Here is a 14,659-nt window from a genome sequence, read left to right on the forward strand (position 1 = left end):
GGATGAACATCTATTATAACGGAACAGACATCACCTCGTCTGTCCATCCAATAGTCGTGCAATTCACCGATAACACTGGGGGCAAGCCAGATAGTTTATCTCTTGTCTTTGCCGATCCCAGTGGCTTATGGAGTCAATGGAAACCGATGAAAAACGATACTTTGCAAGTAAAAGAGAAGAGCTTCGACACCGGCGTTATGTACATTGATCAAATCTCGCAGCAGGCCGGATCCTTCGGTATGCAGGCACTCTCTATTCCTTTGGTAAGTAAGACGGCACGCTCACAGGGTTGGGAAAATGTTAGGTTCCTTGAACTGGTTACTCAGATTGCAGCTCGCTACAACTTAAAAGTTCAAACCTACAACGTAAGTAACTATCTTTATACTCGCGTGGATCAGCAAGATGAGGCGGATTTTGCCTTTCTCGCGTATCGTTGCATGTTAGAAGGTTATGTTCTTAAAATCACCAATCAAATGCTGGTTGTACAAAACGAGGCGGACGAAGGAAATCGGACAAAGGTTACAATGATTCGCGCTTCGGATATAATCCGCGATTTCGACTTTATCGATAAATCGACGGATATTTATGGCGCTTGCCAAGTAATAAGCCAGTCAGATGTGCAAATAAAAGGGATATTCAAAGCTCCGGATATCGATGGGGCAGCAATGCGTGAGTTTTTGTATGTATCCAACCAAGCGGAGGCTGATCGTTGGGCGCGTGGGCTTTTGAGGAATGCAAATAAATATCGAATTATGGGCAGATTGACCATAACACTAAACACAGGACTCGCAGCAGGGAGCGTTCTTCAGCTGTATGGAATCGGTTATTTTGACGGTTTATATGTGATTGATTGTATTTTGCATGACCTGGCGTCTAATCGATCCAAATTGACAATCAGGCGCGTGTTGGAGGGGTATGTGTGATAAAAAAAGGTTATGTGAGCTCGGTTGACCCCTTAAAACGGACTGCGAGAATAACCTTTACGGAATTGGAACGATCCGTTACTGCAGAATTGCCAATTGCCTCACATTTGGAGCTCAGTGTCAGTGATTACGTTGTGGTGGCATTCACTTCGTCGAGCAACATGGCCGACGGCATGATTATTTCTGCATTTACAGAGTCAGCAATGCGTATCAATCAAAGTTTGGGATTTTATCCTGAATCTGGGAACTTGCCTCAAGCTCCCTATAATTTCGCGGTAATAACGGGTATGCGAGGAGGTGTTGAATACACAGAATTGTGGATACTGGTAAATGCATGGTATGACTACAAGACCAAGCGATTCAAGCGAGTTGACCTGGATAATTTTAGCTTCGGGTGGCAATTGCAAGGCGGTGGGACTTATCCCGGTGAAGAGTCAACCGGTGACTTTATTAATCAGGGCGTCAACCTCTGGAAGGCTAATGGTAAAAAAGCATATGGAGAAGACGATCCGTCTCGTGAATTGACAGGCGAGGACATCGGCGCCTTACAGTCAGATGGCAGCTGGCGTGAATTTGGGATTATGCTCGGCTGGAATAATCACTTTATGTGTGATGCTTACGGCGGCATGACCATCGGAGGCAGCGGATTTGAGATTGACGGATCCGGAACGAGCCCCTTTAAGCGTATCTCTTTAGGCAAATTTTCAGGTGGAAGCACTGACTCCGCCAAAGCGTATCCCGATTATGGATATGCATATAATGGAACGCTCTGGAATGGGCAACATGGGCTATGGAATATGGATGAACGTGGGTACAATTCCTTTTTTTGGGGGATGGTCAGCCCGTTGGATTTTTATGACACTGGTTATTACAATCCATACACTGGCCGTGCGAAGCTTGAAGGCACCAAAATGGTCTGGAGAAAGCTCCCTAAAAATACCGATCCAAGAGTTGAAAATTGGTTTGATATAGCGGCTATATCTGAAGATGGAAGTATGACCCTTATGGGCAAACCTGTCCCTGCTGTTCTTGAGGTAAAAGCTGATATCGTTAATATGACAGACTTTAACATGGCGTACCCGGACGATACCTGGAATAAGCACAATATAGTCATTCTTGCGGTTAAAGGTGTATTGGAGAGTGGAAATTTAAAACAAGTCGGGGGGTATAACGCTACGTTTACGGACTATGGAGCATATGGTTATCTTGGTAGTGGGGAATTTATTTCTGCAAAAATTTTAATCTCGAAGATATAGGGAGGTGAGTCCTTTGCCAATTGCCTCTTATCAAAAAAAAGTGTTCCAGGTAAGCGGGAATAAAATCTATACCTTTAATGGCATGGAATGGTCTACAACTTTGGAAACGGAGACCCAGGAAAAAATCAAAGACAAACCAAGCACTTACGTCAAGGGGTATGGCCTCAGCGCAATGAGTTTCGAACTACCCCTTCGTGTGGATATGAATATCGATGTGCAGAAGGAAATAGAAGAGTGGGAAGCGATCTGTATAAAGGCCGCTGCCGACTTTTTTATTATGGGGACAAAGCCTCTTGGGAAAAACCGCTGGTTGTTGAAGTCGGTTAGGACGAGCGATACAGAAATCGACAATAAGGGGCGCCTCCTCAAAGCCAAAATAAATCTCGATTTTGAGGAATATGTACGTGCCGGAAAAGCAGAAGCAATAGAGAGTAACGCGGGAAGCTCACTGTCGACGAATCCGGATATTGTCCCCAACTCGTACATCGATAATCCAAATAAGCGGGATAATCCAAACTATGAGCTGTCGACCGTATCCATCTTTAAGCGGACTCATAACTATGCGGAGGGGGTATGAGGTTTGCAAGCAAGAATAATTTCCTCAGATATTCCTGAGATTGATTGGGCGGCGTCCGGCAAGGCAGAAATCATTCAGAATGTGTTCACCCTCATTAACACGTTGCAATATGAAATTGCATATGACCGGACACTTGGACTGAAGCGGGATTTTGTTGATATGCCGGAGCCTGTAGCGGTACCTTATGTGATTGCACAGATCTTCTCCATTGTTGATGAGCGGGAACCGAGAGCAAAGGTCAAGGACGTGACCTATTCTGGAATCTCAGATGATGGAAGTTTAATTTTTGAGGTGGTGATTGACGTATGACGGATTTCCAGCCCATTTCTTTTGTCGATACCGATGCAGAGCGCATCGAAAGAGAGCTTTTACTTGATTATCAGAAGGCGATCGGCCAAGCACTTTTTCCAGGTGATCCGAGACGCCATTTCTTATTACAAATGGTTCCAGCACTGGTAGCACTACGGAATAGCATTAACTATACGGGCAATTCGAATCTGCTGCCTTTTGCGTTTGGGTCCATATTGGATGCTCTTGGTGATCGATTTAATGTTCCGCGATTATTGGAGAGTTCGGCGCAAGTGACGATCCGGTTTTCGCTTTCGACAATACAAACATCGGCCATCACCATCCCTGTCGGCACTCGTGTTACTCCGGATGGCGTTCTTTATTTCGCAACGGTATCGACGTACACAATCAACCCTGGGGAAACATTTGGTGACGTCTTGGCCATGGCTATGGTAGGCGGAGAACAGTATAACGGTTTTGTTCCCGGTCAAATTAGACTGTTAGTTGATCCGATACCTTATGTAGCCAGTGTAGTTAACCTTGATATTAGTCATGGCGGTACAGATGCTGAAACTGACGATGCTTATCGAGAGCGTCAACGTCTTGCTCCTGCTTCGTTTAGCGTCGCGGGGCCTCGTAATGCTTATGTTTTTTGGGCAAAGAGTGCAGATGTTGGAATTACGGATGTGGCTGTTACTTCTCCGGGGCCGGGGATAATCAATATTTATCCACTCCTAGAAAACGGTGCTCTTCCCAATAAGGATGTTCTAGACAAAGTGGAGGAAGCGGTAAAAGACGATACGCGGCGGCCTTTGACAGATCTTGTGACGGTTTTAGCACCGGAGGAGGCGACATACGAGATAAGTCTCACCTATTATATTTCTTCAGAGCAGTCAGCTAAGGAAGCGGCCATTCGATCAGCTATCGAAGGTTCTGATGGAGCGATCTATCAGTACGAGGCTTGGCAAAGCTCTAAACTAGGTAGGGCGATAACTCCGGACTATTTGATCTCAAGGCTGTATGTAGCAGGGGCATATCGCGTGGTTTTGACAGTCCCTACCTACACTCCTCTTGAAGAGTTTAAAATAGCAAAACGGATAGGAGATCTTTCGATCACCTATGGAGGACTTATCTAATGGATCTTACCAATTTGAATTTATTGCAGTTGCAATCTAAATTCATGCAGAGAGACGAAGCTGTAGAGGGAATGTCCACAGCAATCGGCAAGCAATTGCGTGATATCGTTTCATCTGTAGACAAGTCTCTCATCTATGGACGGATTAACGATCTGCCTGAGGAAGCGCTCGATATCCTTGCTTGGCAATTTGGTGCGGAATGGTACGATGCCAATGTCTCCCTTGAGACTAAGCGTAAGGCGATCAATGATGTTCTTTATTTAGCACAGATTCGCGGGACACCGGCGGCCGTGAAGCGGGTTATTGAAATTTATTTTGGAGACGGCCACATCGAAGAGTGGTTTGAGTATTCTGGAGAGCCCTATTATTTTCGCGTCGTAACCAATAATGATTCCGTGACTAATGAGCAAGCTTCGCTCTTTATTAAGGCAACAGATTCTGTGAAAAATTTACGTTCTAAATTAGCTGCAGTTGTTATTCAATCCACGGAGAGCTGTGATCTCAAAATAGGAATATCACTCCACATGGCCGATAAATTGACAATTGGGATGGTGTAAGATGGCTGCATTTAACGGACTTTCAATAACGAGTAAAGGGGTATCTGTACAGAGTAAAGCACAAGCAGGCAGTGCGCTAAAGTTTACCCGAATTGCAATTGGAGACGGGCAGTTATCAGGGCAGCAAATTCCTTCCCTCAATACTCTTGTTAATCAAAAGATGAATCTAACCTTGACCAAACTCAAGGCACAAGCACCTAACAAGACAGTTATCGGAGCGACCTTATCCAACAAGGATATTACTGCAGGCTTTTATTTCCGGGAGATCGGGGTCTTTGCTCAAGATCCAGACCTCGGTGAAATTCTTTATGCTTACGCAAACGCCGGTGCAGGCGCAGAATTTATCCCGGCTAATGGAGGCGCCGATACCATTGAGAAGGCGTTAGATGTCATTGTAGTCGTCGGACAAACCGCTAATGTAACTGCCGTCATCGATAGCTCTCTTGTGTATGTATCACAAACGGAATTCCAAACATTAGTAGATAATTTGCCTAATATGACCATCGATGCCGGGAAATTTACAGATGCAAAAGTTGGAGGCTTTAACCCTGGAACACTCAGATTAGGTGTAAATGGAGTGAGTGTAAGGGCATTTGATGCAAAAGGGAATGGTGTGGTAGAGGATGAATCTATAGCCATAAACGAAGCAATCCAATATGCCAGTGAACATAACATTTCTTACGTTTATATACCAGCAGGAACATATAATCTCCAAAACACAATCTTTCTACAACAAAACATCTCTCTTCAAGGTGATGGACCACAAACGATATTACGTATTGGAGACAAAAGTGATATTGATGCCATTCGCACTAATGGGCTTGTTTCTAATTGCAACTTACGTAATTTCTCAATCGATTGCAATAAGCAAAATAATAGCTTTATTAATGGCGGCTCTGCATTAAATGGTCACTTTGACTCATCTGTAATCGAATTTATACGAGTGAAAAATTGTTCCGAATCAGCATTCCGGCTAAATGATGACAGTTCTATTTACGATTCACTTGGATACTTAAACATGGTCAGAAATAACCAAATTGAGGATGCAAACGTCGGGGTAAAATGGGGTTGGAGATGCAAGGATAGCTGGTGCATGTGTAATAACATCGGGGCTGATTTCTGTGATGTTTACATTCAAGGTGGCCCAATACGGTTTATTGGCAATCACTTTAATGGATCTCCTGAGTATAACCTCTACCTCGAAGGTGGAAATACTCTTCTTTTTGCACATAATATTATTGAAAATGCTGGTAAACATGCAATTTATGCACCAGAACTCGGTTTTGAAGAAGCATTTAAGAACATTAGCATTACGGATAATATCATTCGCGCTTGCTCTCGAGAAACCAATAATATGTATAGTTTGATTCACATGGAAGGGAAAACCACTCATCTCGGCAACGGTTTGCTTGTGTCTGGCAACACCCTTGTTGGTGATAATGGAAGGTTTCCAAAGTACACCGCTAGCTTAAAAAACGTACAAAATGTATCTATTCACAGTAACATTTTGACAGATGGATATTCGGGAGATACTCCATTTGACTTTGATAATGTGATATCGTCTTCTGTTGGCGGAAATATCCCGAGCAACGAAATAGGAACGCGGGAGGTGTAAGTATGGCAGGTATACGGATTCTACGGGGATTAAAGGCAGACTTGCCGATTCTTAAAGACGGTGAGCCAGCGCTTTGCACAGATACAGAGGAACTCTTTGTTGGTACAGAAGACAAAGGAAACATTCAGATTACCATCCCGAGCGCATCACTTATAACAAAGGGGAAAGTCCAACTCTCCAACGCTACGGACAGTACAGATGAGATTAAAGCGGCAACTCCAAAAGCGGTGAAGGCGGCATATGACCGGGGAAGTGCGGGCGTTACAGCAGCCGCAACAGCCCAGACGAGGGCAGACCAGGCTTTTCAATCAGCCAGTGACGGTAAAACTGCTATTGCCGCTGCGATCACTGGTATGGGGCAAGCAGCGGCGGCAAATGAAACTTTTACTCAACTGGCAACAAAGATTAGTAAAATTTCAACAGATTCAAACGTTGTAGTAGGAGAGGTCTTGTCTGGAAAAACGTTTTATCAGGGGGGGACAAAAAAGACCGGTACCATGCCGAATCGTGCTGGTGATACTTCGTCATTATCGACGGTGGTATCAGGTACAACAATTAAACTCTTACCGTCTGCTGGATATCGAGATGGTGTAGATGACTTTGTGACATTAACGGATCTGAATTTTATAGAGTCGAATATCAAAGATGGAGTAGCTCTGCATGGGTTAACGGGTACTTATGTGGCGAAAAGATACGCCATTGTTTCGGTGGAGGGGTTACCAGGGCAGTACACCTATACAATAACAGGTATAAACTTTTTTCCGACTTTGGCATTTTTGTATTATCCAGGAAGTGTCGGAATACAATATAATTCTTCATATTATGGTTCTGCTGGTGACGGGTGTCATATTAGTAGTGTCGGTCCTGCTTACTATTTTGTGAATGGATTCGGTGTGTCATCGCGACCTATAGCTACAATCGGCAATAAAACAGGCACATCTTGCACAGTGACCATCAGCTCTTCTCAGGGGGGGCAAGTTACCGTTGGTAGTACGGGTACACTTTACCTTTTTGAGTAGGGATGAATTACCATGAAGATCAGAGACATGGTTCTTTGATGAATCGAGTGGTAAATTGAAGCTAGTTGATGTGATTTCAGATCATTTAGTTATCAGCTGATTCTTATTAATCAGCATTAACTTAACAAGAGACTTCATGTGAAACTGCTCCTTTTCATTGGGAAGTTCATATCACCACGCCCCCGACCGACCCCGGGGGCTATCTTTTTTCTCGAAAGGACGGGGGAAGCATGACACAAAAAGACTGCCCTCTGGCCGCACCTGCATGCGATGATCTCAAGATAATGAATAACGTCATGACGGAAGTGCGGCTGCAATTGCGCGAGGTCGTCACGGAAATGCGGGGAATAAACGATTTGGTGAAACGCGTCGAGGCACTCGACCGGTTGTCGGCGGAAACGGCGGAGGCGGTCAAGTCCACGCAAAAAAGGTTGGATAGCATGGACGCCACCGTCAAGTGGCTCATCGGCACAACGATTAGCTTGGGAGCTCTCAGTATTGCCGCCATTGGTCTGATCCTCAAGGCGGTGGGTGCAGGATGATCATCAAGGGAATCGACTGCGGATCTCCGCTTAACACAGTAAAGGCCGCCCAATTCAAAAAAGACGGTGTGTCCTTTATCGGACGATATGTCACACCGGAATCCTGGAAGACATTATCGAAGGCGGAAGCTGATATACTGCAAGCCGCGGGTTTGCAAATCCTCTCGGTTTTCGAACGCTCCGCCAACCGTACCAAGGGAGGACACAACGCAGGAGCAGAAGACGGCAGGGAAGCCTACACACAAGCGCGGAACATCGGCCAGCCGGTGGGAAGCGCTATTTATTTTGCCGTTGATTATGACGCGCCTGAATCAGACTTTGAATTGCTTGAGACCTATTTGCGAGCGGCTGTTGCACAAATTCCAGGCTATAAACTTGGTGTCTACGGTTCATACTCAGTCATTGAAGCCATGTCGAAACGCTTTCCGGGAATCTACGGGTGGCAAACTATCGCCTGGAGCCGAGGTAAACGTTCTGAATCCGCTCATGTTTTTCAAAGAGAAATCAATGTCACGCAAAACGGCCATTTGATCGATTGGAACGAACAAATGAGGGAAGCCGGGCTGTGGCCGATTCACGAAGAGGGGGTTGCGCGAATGACAAAAGAAGATGCCAACAAAATAACGGCCATGTTAGGAACCGTCTACAATACCGCAAAAGTATGCGGTGCAGGTGCTCCTGCTCTTGCAGAGATCGGCAGGCTTGCCGATGAAGTGCGTGCCGCTGCCGGCCTTCCAAAACAAAACCTATAAGCGGGGTGATCTCATGCAAAATGAAAATCTAACGGAAGTACTGGCTTTTGCGTCGGTGCTGGCCGTTTTTGTATTGGCTTTGGTGCAGCTTGTGAAAAAGACCATCAACCTACCGGGAAATATTATTCCTTTGGTAGGGGTGTTGATCGGTTTAGGGGTTGGCGCGGCAGCGGCGCCTTTTACCGATTTAGGTTTGATTCTGCGGCTTTGGAGTGGGGGATTGGCGGGTTTGTCCGCTACAGGATTATTTGAACTGGCGTTTAATAAGCGGTAAACGACCAAGGTATTTTCCCAAATAAAAAATAAACCCCTCGTCGAGGAGCTCTGCGGCTGTGAGTTGCTTATTCAGTTTCTTCCTTCGCGGGTTTATCCTGTTTTTCTTCGTAAGGCTCGCGGTCTTCTTCGTAGTACATGGCTGTCTTCACCTCCTTATGGCTTTTCTAACGTCATTGTACAACCTATGCATCAAATCTGCGTCATCGCTGGGTAAAAGAAAAGTCAATTTTCTTCCGATTTTTTTGTTTTTTAATTTGTTTTTAAGGTATGCGTAAGCTTATTTTCATGTTCCTCCTATATAGTAAAAACAACCCCACAATCATTTATATAGATCGCAAAAAGACTCTGCCCCATGCAGAGTCTTTTTGTTTACTCGCAACCGATCCCGTCGCCATCCCGGTCCAGATGTTTGCCATAGCCGGGATCGCCGATATGTACAGGCGCTGCTCCCGCGGCTCTTGCTTCTGAGCAGTTTTTGAAATATACTTGCGAGCCTCCCGTTGAAGCGGGTGCGGATGAAGTGGAGGACGACGGTCGAGGCGTTGCCGAAGGTGAGGAAATGCCGACGCTTCCCGCACCTGTACCAGTGTTTGTAGGCTTTGCCGCAGATGAAGTCGTACTCCCGACTTTTACATCCTCATTAAACCCTCTATCCGTAGCATAATTCTCTATGCTCCAAATCCCGATCTCAGCCTGCCGGGCTTTGTCCTGTATGACTCGGAACTGGTCCACATACTTCACGTTAGGCGGGTAAATATAAGCGACACGGGCTAACCCCTTCTCCAGCAATGCCTCGTTAAACATCACGCCATCCACCCAAAGGTAGCAGAGGAGACGGCCGTATTTATCCCTTTCCGATACATCTAGTTCGAGGATAGCTTTTTTCCCGGTTAAGGTTTCTTTGGCAAAAGCGGAGGCTTCCGGACCAAAAGGCTCCACCGGTTTATCCGGGTGCACCGTTTCTGGCGTATCCACAAGAAGCAGTCGGATGGTTTCCTTTTTACCGGACAGATCGACTTGCATCGTGTCTCCATCGACCACTCGAGTGATGGTGGCCGGTATCCCGCGGGGAATGGCTTGTTCCGTATCTTGTTCCGGTACATATGATGGCGATAAAGATGGCGCCTTGGTAGCGGTTGAAACGGCTGTGGAAACAGGTGAACTGGATGCGCTGGTCTTGTTGCTGTCCGCAGCCTCTTGAGTATTCGATTGACACGCGGATAAAATGATCAGACAGGCAAGACTGAAAGCGGCTGTGCACGTACGGATCGATGATTTCATTTCGCTTGCGGTCTCTCCTCCAATAAAAGTGTTAGTTGCTATGCGCCAAAATAGTATAACATAGACATGACAAGCAAGTTATTCAGTGTTGACAAAGGATTTTAAGCTTATTTGGAGAAAATCATATAAAAGAAGCAGTATAGACAGGAGTGGACCCATGATCAAGGAATTCAATAAAGCATTGCGAATGATGGAAACCATTTACAAGCGCGAGCTGACAAAAGAAGAGCGTGATCAATTGCTTCGAGCCTATTTAGAAGGCTATGATTTAGGAGAACATTTGGACACCGGTGAAGTGCAGGTAGACAAATAAGGGCTTGGTTACAAGCGGAAGGATGATAGGCTTGGAATCTTATGTTTTCGATTGCCTGGAACGTTTGGACCGCTCTCTCGGTCATGTGGAAAAAAGCATTCTCAGCCTTCAACATGAGCAGCTTTGGCAGCGGCTTCGTCCGCAGATGAATGCTATCGGTAATTTGGTTATGCACATTGCCGGGAATGAATATCAGCATATCGTGAGCGCCATTGGCGGACAGCCATTTATCCGTAACAGGCCAGCTGAATTCAAAGCAGACTTTGGCGGCGATGGAACTGAACTGCTAGCCCTTCTCCATGATGTGCGGCAAAAAAGCAGGGCAATTCTAGATAATTTGTCGGCCTCCGATCTTGAAAAAGAAGTTGAAGTCCAGTACAGCCCCGATTCGAAGGTGGAAGGTTACACGTGGCCGATCCGTAAAATTTTGCTGGTTGTCACGGAGCATTACAGCTATCACAGCGGGCAAATTGTGCTTTTAGCACGAATTTTGCAGGAAAATGATACCCATTTGCTTCATTGGAGACATTAAGATTTAATATCTTCTTATATAGGTGCCGGCGGTGGGAGATCATCCTGCAGCCGGCTTTTGCTCATTTGCAGCACGCAAGCTCATGTTTGAATAGAGCCCCCTATCGGCGCTATACTTGCCCTGTATGCTAAATTTTGAGGGAGGGAATAGGAGGTTAATATCCATGAGCCAATCTTTTACGCTTCGGATGGCGGAAGACCGCTTTTTGCGAGGGAATCTGTACAAAGCTAAAGAAGAGTGTCAAGGCTTGCTTCTGATCTGCCATGGCTACAAAGGGTTTAAGGATTGGGGGTTCTTTCCCTATGCATCCCATCGGCTGTCGCAGCATTTCGATACCGTTGTCTTTAACTTCTCTCATAATGGTGTCGGTGCTGATTTGACGGAGTTTACCGAGTTGGAGAAGTTCGCCGGCAATACGTTTTCCCGGGAGCAAGAGGACATTCGATTTATTCTGTCGGCATTGGAAAAGGGAGAAGTCGAAGATTACCGGCATGCGAAAGATAAGCCGATCTTCCTCTTGGGACACAGCCGAGGAGGGGGGAATGCCCTTATCTACGCCTTCGATCATCCTCATGATATTGCCGGTGTCGTCAGTTGGAATGGGATTACCGATACTGATCTCTTTTCTCATCAGCAAAAAGAAGACATGCGTAAAAACGGCCGCGCGTATATTCTGAACAGCCGTACAAAACAGATGATGCCGCTGAATCAGGAGATCCTGGATGATCTGGAGGCAAATCGCGACCGCTTCAATATTTTGGAGCGGGCGAAACAGTCGCCGGTGCCCATCGTTTTAATCCAAGGCACGGAAGACGGACGTAATCTTCAAGAAGGATCTTCCCGATTGACGGCAATCAGGCCGGATATCCCATGGCGACGGATAACAGGAGCCAATCACACCTTCAGAACGGTGCATCCCTTCCAAGGGACGACGAGTTATCTGGACGAAGCGATCATGCTGACGGAGGATTGGCTTTTGAACACCGTCAAATCAGGCGAGGCGAGATAGTTCCATTTAGTTTTCTTCGTCAAAAGCACGAAGAGCGGCTGGCAGGGAAGCGGTCACGCCGTTTCCCGCTGCCGGCAAACCGACGAGAATGGCGCTGATTAGCTCATCCCGGCTTGCTCCGGCTGCTTTGGCTTCTTTCGCGTGAAAAGCGATGCCGCTTTCCAGGCGAAGGGCGGCCAAAACGGCTAGGTAGGCCAAAGCCTCCGTTTTCTTGTCCAGCTTGTTTGCCTGATCCAGATTATGCACGGCGCCCATCCAGGCTTGCGCGTGCTCAGGTGCTTCTTTTAGAAACGTTTGAAATGCGTTGCTTATTGACGTTTGCTCCATTCGAATCAATCTCCCTTGATAAGATATTACCTACCCAACCAGTTTAACATTCAGGCAGGGAGGGGGCGTGAAGACCAGACTGTTCATTTGGTTGGTCTTTTTGCTTAGTGGATGTGTCATTATGCATTTCCATAAATTCCGTCATGTGCTTCCAGTACCGTTTGGGCATATGCGACATTCTGGCTTTCGGATTATCCCGTTCCTTGATGCCAATGGTTTCGTAGAAACGCTGCCAGAGCTGCCGGAATTTTTCCTCTTCGTCCGACGCTTGCGGGAGGGTTAAGTCATCCAGGTCCGTGATAACCGATTCACCCGGGCGGTGTACGAGAGCTTTGCCGTGGGTTTTATCAAAAATAAGGAAGAGTTCCTCGGGAAACCGGCTGGAAAAATGCTCTTCCAAGAGAGGAAGCACTTGGTTTTGCGGTTCGATGATTGCTATCATCACTTGATTATAGATGGAAAACCGGATGAACCCCAGATAATGATGGTTTTCCGAATTCAAAGCGAGCACAGCTTTTTGTAGCGTAATTACAGTCTCATCGGTCAAACGATCCACAACCGAGCGGCCGTATAAAAAGCCAAGCCGCACGAAGCGCCAGACCAGCAGATCCTTTTGTGGGTGGCATGTGAGATGGCCGCGCTCAGTCATTTCAAACGCCGGCTTACCTATTTTCCTAAGGATTCCGGTTTTCACCCGAGCTGCTTTCTCCATGTCGGTTTCGATCCATTTGGTATCAAAAAGGGATAGTTGGAGTGTTTCCTCCGTGACGATATCAAGGGGCTCATCTTTACAGGCGAAGCTTTCGAATATGCAAGTGAGCAAGCCATCGAAGCTGCCGTCATACCCGTAAACTAAATCTGACCGGTTAGGCATTTGACTGCATCCTCTCGCGTGACCAAGGATTCATCGAAAAAAGAGAGCTGTTCGGGCTGATCCTCCAACCGTTTGATGCCTGTCTCGGAGATGAGCGCCCGCAGCAAGGAATGCTGGCTGATCCGCAAACCCTCTAGGCCTTTATCCCGGCAGGTAATGAAATATTGCGCCCGCTTGAGCACGACGCCTAGTTTCTTTAGTCCGGTAAAATCAAGAGAGCCAGTCTTCCGCGCTTTGAGAATCCGTTGAGCGCTTCGAACCCCGATGCCTGGCACCCGCAACAGCATCTCGTAGGGTGCACGGTTGACCTCAACTGGGAATAACTCCATATGATGCAGCGCCCAGTTACATTTTGGATCGAGCAGAGGATCGAAGTTCTGATGATTTTCATCCAGCAGTTCTTGGGCTTGAAAGCCATAGAAGCGGAGCAGCCAGTCCGCCTGATAGAGACGGTGTTCCCGGAGTAAGGGAGGCTTGCTGTCCTTGGCAGGAAGAAGCGAGTGCTCCATGACCGGCGTATAGGCGGAATAAAATACCCGTTTTAGCTTGTACTTTTGGTAAAGTCCTTCCGTCAGCTTCAAGATGCGGAAATCCGTATCTGGAGTGGCACCGATAATCAACTGGGTACTCTGGCCGGCAGGAGCGAATTTTGGAGCGTGGCGGCTTACGGCAAGTTCCGTGCTTGTCTCCCTGATCTTCTCCCGCATGAGACCCATTGGCCGGAGAATCGACTCCTTCGTTTTATCGGGAGCGAGCAGGGTCAAGCTTTCTTGGGAGGGCAGTTCGATATTGACACTCATCCGGTCAGCCAAATGGCCGAGACGGGTGATCAGCGCATCATCAGCGCCGGGGATCGCTTTGACGTGGATATATCCTCCGAATTTGTACTCGTCCCGCAACAGTTCCAGTGCCTGGATCATGCGTTCCATCGTGTAATCGGGATTCCGGAGAATGCCCGAACTTAAAAATAAGCCCTCTATGTAATTACGGCGGTAAAAATGCATGGTCAACTCCGCCAACTCCCGTGGAGTAAACGCAGCCCGCCGTGTGTCATTGGATTTTCGGTTCACACAGTATTTACAGTCGTAGATACAGTTGTTGGTCATCAACACTTTCAGCAGCGAGATGCAGCGCCCGTCCGCCGCAAAGCTGTGGCAGATGCCCATGCTTACTGTGCTGCCCACGGAACCAGGCGCACTTTTGCGCTCTGAACCGCTGGACGTACAGGCAACGTCATACTTCGCGGAGTCTGTTAAAATGGTTAGCTTATCGATTAAATCCATCAAACTCACTCCCAACTTGCTTCCAATATATACAAGAACATACGTTCCTGTCAATGCGAAGCGTCGCAGGGAATCATACCTTGATTTAAAAAGCCCGCG

18 protein-coding genes are annotated in these 14,659 nt (G+C 46.8%); 14 read left to right on the top strand and 4 right to left on the bottom strand.

Annotation, left to right across the window (positions count from 1 at the left end; all coding sequences use genetic code 11):
• The first annotated feature begins 2 nt into the window (after positions 1-2).
• The 11 genes from TJ79_RS01350 (at position 3) to TJ79_RS01400 (ending at position 8,939) form a co-directional block, all read left to right on the top strand.
• The gene (locus TJ79_RS01350; protein ID WP_040948478.1) at positions 3-923 is read left to right on the top strand and encodes a phage late control D family protein; all 921 of its coding nucleotides are present in this window, start codon (positions 3-5) and stop codon (positions 921-923) included.
• Positions 920-2,179 carry a hypothetical protein gene (locus TJ79_RS01355; RefSeq protein ID WP_238322712.1) on the top strand — a complete coding sequence of 420 codons (1,260 nt, stop codon included), beginning with the start codon at positions 920-922 and terminating at the stop codon, positions 2,177-2,179. The genes TJ79_RS01350 and TJ79_RS01355 overlap by 4 nt, the downstream gene beginning before the upstream one ends.
• A 13-nt stretch (positions 2,180-2,192) precedes the next feature.
• Complete coding sequence (locus tag TJ79_RS01360; protein ID WP_040948479.1) at positions 2,193-2,756, top strand: phage tail protein; 564 nt, start codon at positions 2,193-2,195, stop codon at positions 2,754-2,756.
• Positions 2,757-2,759: 3 nt separating this feature from the next.
• Positions 2,760-3,065 (top strand): hypothetical protein, encoded by a 306-nt coding sequence (locus TJ79_RS01365; protein WP_040948480.1) that lies wholly within the window; start codon positions 2,760-2,762, stop codon positions 3,063-3,065.
• The gene (locus TJ79_RS01370) at positions 3,062-4,180 is read left to right on the top strand and encodes a baseplate assembly protein (RefSeq protein WP_040948481.1); all 1,119 of its coding nucleotides are present in this window, start codon (positions 3,062-3,064) and stop codon (positions 4,178-4,180) included. The genes TJ79_RS01365 and TJ79_RS01370 overlap by 4 nt, the downstream gene beginning before the upstream one ends.
• Complete coding sequence (locus TJ79_RS01375; protein WP_040948482.1) at positions 4,180-4,737, top strand: phage tail protein I; 558 nt, start codon at positions 4,180-4,182, stop codon at positions 4,735-4,737. Before TJ79_RS01370 ends, TJ79_RS01375 begins: the two co-directional genes overlap by 1 nt.
• A 1-nt stretch (position 4,738) precedes the next feature.
• Positions 4,739-6,352 carry a glycosyl hydrolase family 28-related protein gene (locus TJ79_RS25595; protein ID WP_052339158.1) on the top strand — a complete coding sequence of 538 codons (1,614 nt, stop codon included), beginning with the start codon at positions 4,739-4,741 and terminating at the stop codon, positions 6,350-6,352.
• A gap of 2 nt (positions 6,353-6,354) precedes the next feature.
• Positions 6,355-7,371 (top strand): tail fiber protein, encoded by a 1,017-nt coding sequence (locus tag TJ79_RS27490; protein ID WP_052339159.1) that lies wholly within the window; start codon positions 6,355-6,357, stop codon positions 7,369-7,371.
• Positions 7,372-7,601: 230 nt separating this feature from the next.
• Positions 7,602-7,913, top strand: a complete 312-nt coding sequence (locus tag TJ79_RS01390) for a hemolysin XhlA family protein (RefSeq protein ID WP_040948483.1) — start codon at positions 7,602-7,604, stop codon at positions 7,911-7,913.
• Positions 7,910-8,665, top strand: a complete 756-nt coding sequence (locus TJ79_RS01395; protein WP_040948484.1) for a DUF1906 domain-containing protein — start codon at positions 7,910-7,912, stop codon at positions 8,663-8,665. Before TJ79_RS01390 ends, TJ79_RS01395 begins: the two co-directional genes overlap by 4 nt.
• Before the next feature lie 13 nt (positions 8,666-8,678).
• Positions 8,679-8,939 carry a holin gene (locus TJ79_RS01400; RefSeq protein WP_040948485.1) on the top strand — a complete coding sequence of 87 codons (261 nt, stop codon included), beginning with the start codon at positions 8,679-8,681 and terminating at the stop codon, positions 8,937-8,939.
• A gap of 371 nt (positions 8,940-9,310) precedes the next feature.
• Here TJ79_RS01400 and TJ79_RS26465 read toward each other — a convergent pair whose 3' ends face one another.
• Positions 9,311-10,222, bottom strand: coding sequence for a thermonuclease family protein (locus TJ79_RS26465; RefSeq protein ID WP_040948486.1), 912 nt, complete (start codon positions 10,220-10,222; stop codon positions 9,311-9,313).
• Positions 10,223-10,379: 157 nt separating this feature from the next.
• On the opposite strand from TJ79_RS26465, the gene TJ79_RS27005 reads away from it, so the two are divergent.
• The 3 genes from TJ79_RS27005 (at position 10,380) to TJ79_RS01415 (ending at position 12,076) form a co-directional block, all read left to right on the top strand.
• Positions 10,380-10,535, top strand: coding sequence for a hypothetical protein (locus tag TJ79_RS27005; protein ID WP_155987736.1), 156 nt, complete (start codon positions 10,380-10,382; stop codon positions 10,533-10,535).
• A gap of 31 nt (positions 10,536-10,566) precedes the next feature.
• A complete protein-coding gene (locus tag TJ79_RS01410; RefSeq protein WP_052339160.1) occupies positions 10,567-11,067 on the top strand; it encodes a DinB family protein in 501 nt (166 codons plus the stop codon).
• Positions 11,068-11,230: 163 nt separating this feature from the next.
• A complete protein-coding gene (locus TJ79_RS01415; RefSeq protein WP_040948488.1) occupies positions 11,231-12,076 on the top strand; it encodes an alpha/beta hydrolase family protein in 846 nt (281 codons plus the stop codon).
• Positions 12,077-12,082: 6 nt separating this feature from the next.
• Here TJ79_RS01415 and TJ79_RS01420 read toward each other — a convergent pair whose 3' ends face one another.
• Genes TJ79_RS01420 through TJ79_RS01430 form a run of 3 tightly spaced genes read right to left on the bottom strand, consistent with a single transcriptional unit; the run spans position 12,083 to position 14,560 of the window.
• Positions 12,083-12,403 carry a carboxymuconolactone decarboxylase family protein gene (locus tag TJ79_RS01420; RefSeq protein WP_040948489.1) on the bottom strand — a complete coding sequence of 107 codons (321 nt, stop codon included), beginning with the start codon at positions 12,401-12,403 and terminating at the stop codon, positions 12,083-12,085.
• Between the two features lie 43 nt (positions 12,404-12,446).
• Complete coding sequence (locus TJ79_RS01425; protein WP_040948490.1) at positions 12,447-13,277, bottom strand: TIGR03915 family putative DNA repair protein; 831 nt, start codon at positions 13,275-13,277, stop codon at positions 12,447-12,449.
• Entirely contained in the window at positions 13,256-14,560 is a 1,305-nt protein-coding gene (locus TJ79_RS01430) for a putative DNA modification/repair radical SAM protein (RefSeq protein ID WP_040948491.1), read from the bottom strand. The genes TJ79_RS01425 and TJ79_RS01430 overlap by 22 nt, the downstream gene beginning before the upstream one ends.
• Positions 14,561-14,659 lie beyond the last annotated feature (99 nt).

Source organism: Gorillibacterium massiliense, from assembly GCF_000455485.1.
In the GTDB taxonomy this organism is placed as follows: Bacteria; Bacillota; Bacilli; order Paenibacillales; family NBRC-103111; genus Gorillibacterium; species Gorillibacterium massiliense.

What these genes read in the sequence shown, in the direction of transcription:
- TJ79_RS01420 (WP_040948489.1), bottom strand. Translation starts at nt 12,403, where the DNA reads ATGGAGCAAACGTCAATAAGCAACGCATTTCAAACGTTTCTAAAAGAA.
- TJ79_RS27490 (WP_052339159.1), top strand. Translation starts at nt 6,355, where the DNA reads ATGGCAGGTATACGGATTCTACGGGGATTAAAGGCAGACTTGCCGATT.
- TJ79_RS26465 (WP_040948486.1), bottom strand. Translation starts at nt 10,222, where the DNA reads ATGAAATCATCGATCCGTACGTGCACAGCCGCTTTCAGTCTTGCCTGT.
- TJ79_RS01430 (WP_040948491.1), bottom strand. Translation starts at nt 14,560, where the DNA reads ATGGATTTAATCGATAAGCTAACCATTTTAACAGACTCCGCGAAGTAT.
- TJ79_RS27005 (WP_155987736.1), top strand. Translation starts at nt 10,380, where the DNA reads ATGATCAAGGAATTCAATAAAGCATTGCGAATGATGGAAACCATTTAC.
- TJ79_RS25595 (WP_052339158.1), top strand. Translation starts at nt 4,739, where the DNA reads ATGGCTGCATTTAACGGACTTTCAATAACGAGTAAAGGGGTATCTGTA.
- TJ79_RS01400 (WP_040948485.1), top strand. Translation starts at nt 8,679, where the DNA reads ATGCAAAATGAAAATCTAACGGAAGTACTGGCTTTTGCGTCGGTGCTG.
- TJ79_RS01370 (WP_040948481.1), top strand. Translation starts at nt 3,062, where the DNA reads ATGACGGATTTCCAGCCCATTTCTTTTGTCGATACCGATGCAGAGCGC.
- TJ79_RS01425 (WP_040948490.1), bottom strand. Translation starts at nt 13,277, where the DNA reads ATGCCTAACCGGTCAGATTTAGTTTACGGGTATGACGGCAGCTTCGAT.
- TJ79_RS01390 (WP_040948483.1), top strand. Translation starts at nt 7,602, where the DNA reads ATGACACAAAAAGACTGCCCTCTGGCCGCACCTGCATGCGATGATCTC.
- TJ79_RS01395 (WP_040948484.1), top strand. Translation starts at nt 7,910, where the DNA reads ATGATCATCAAGGGAATCGACTGCGGATCTCCGCTTAACACAGTAAAG.
- TJ79_RS01415 (WP_040948488.1), top strand. Translation starts at nt 11,231, where the DNA reads ATGAGCCAATCTTTTACGCTTCGGATGGCGGAAGACCGCTTTTTGCGA.
- TJ79_RS01375 (WP_040948482.1), top strand. Translation starts at nt 4,180, where the DNA reads ATGGATCTTACCAATTTGAATTTATTGCAGTTGCAATCTAAATTCATG.
- TJ79_RS01350 (WP_040948478.1), top strand. Translation starts at nt 3, where the DNA reads ATGAACATCTATTATAACGGAACAGACATCACCTCGTCTGTCCATCCA.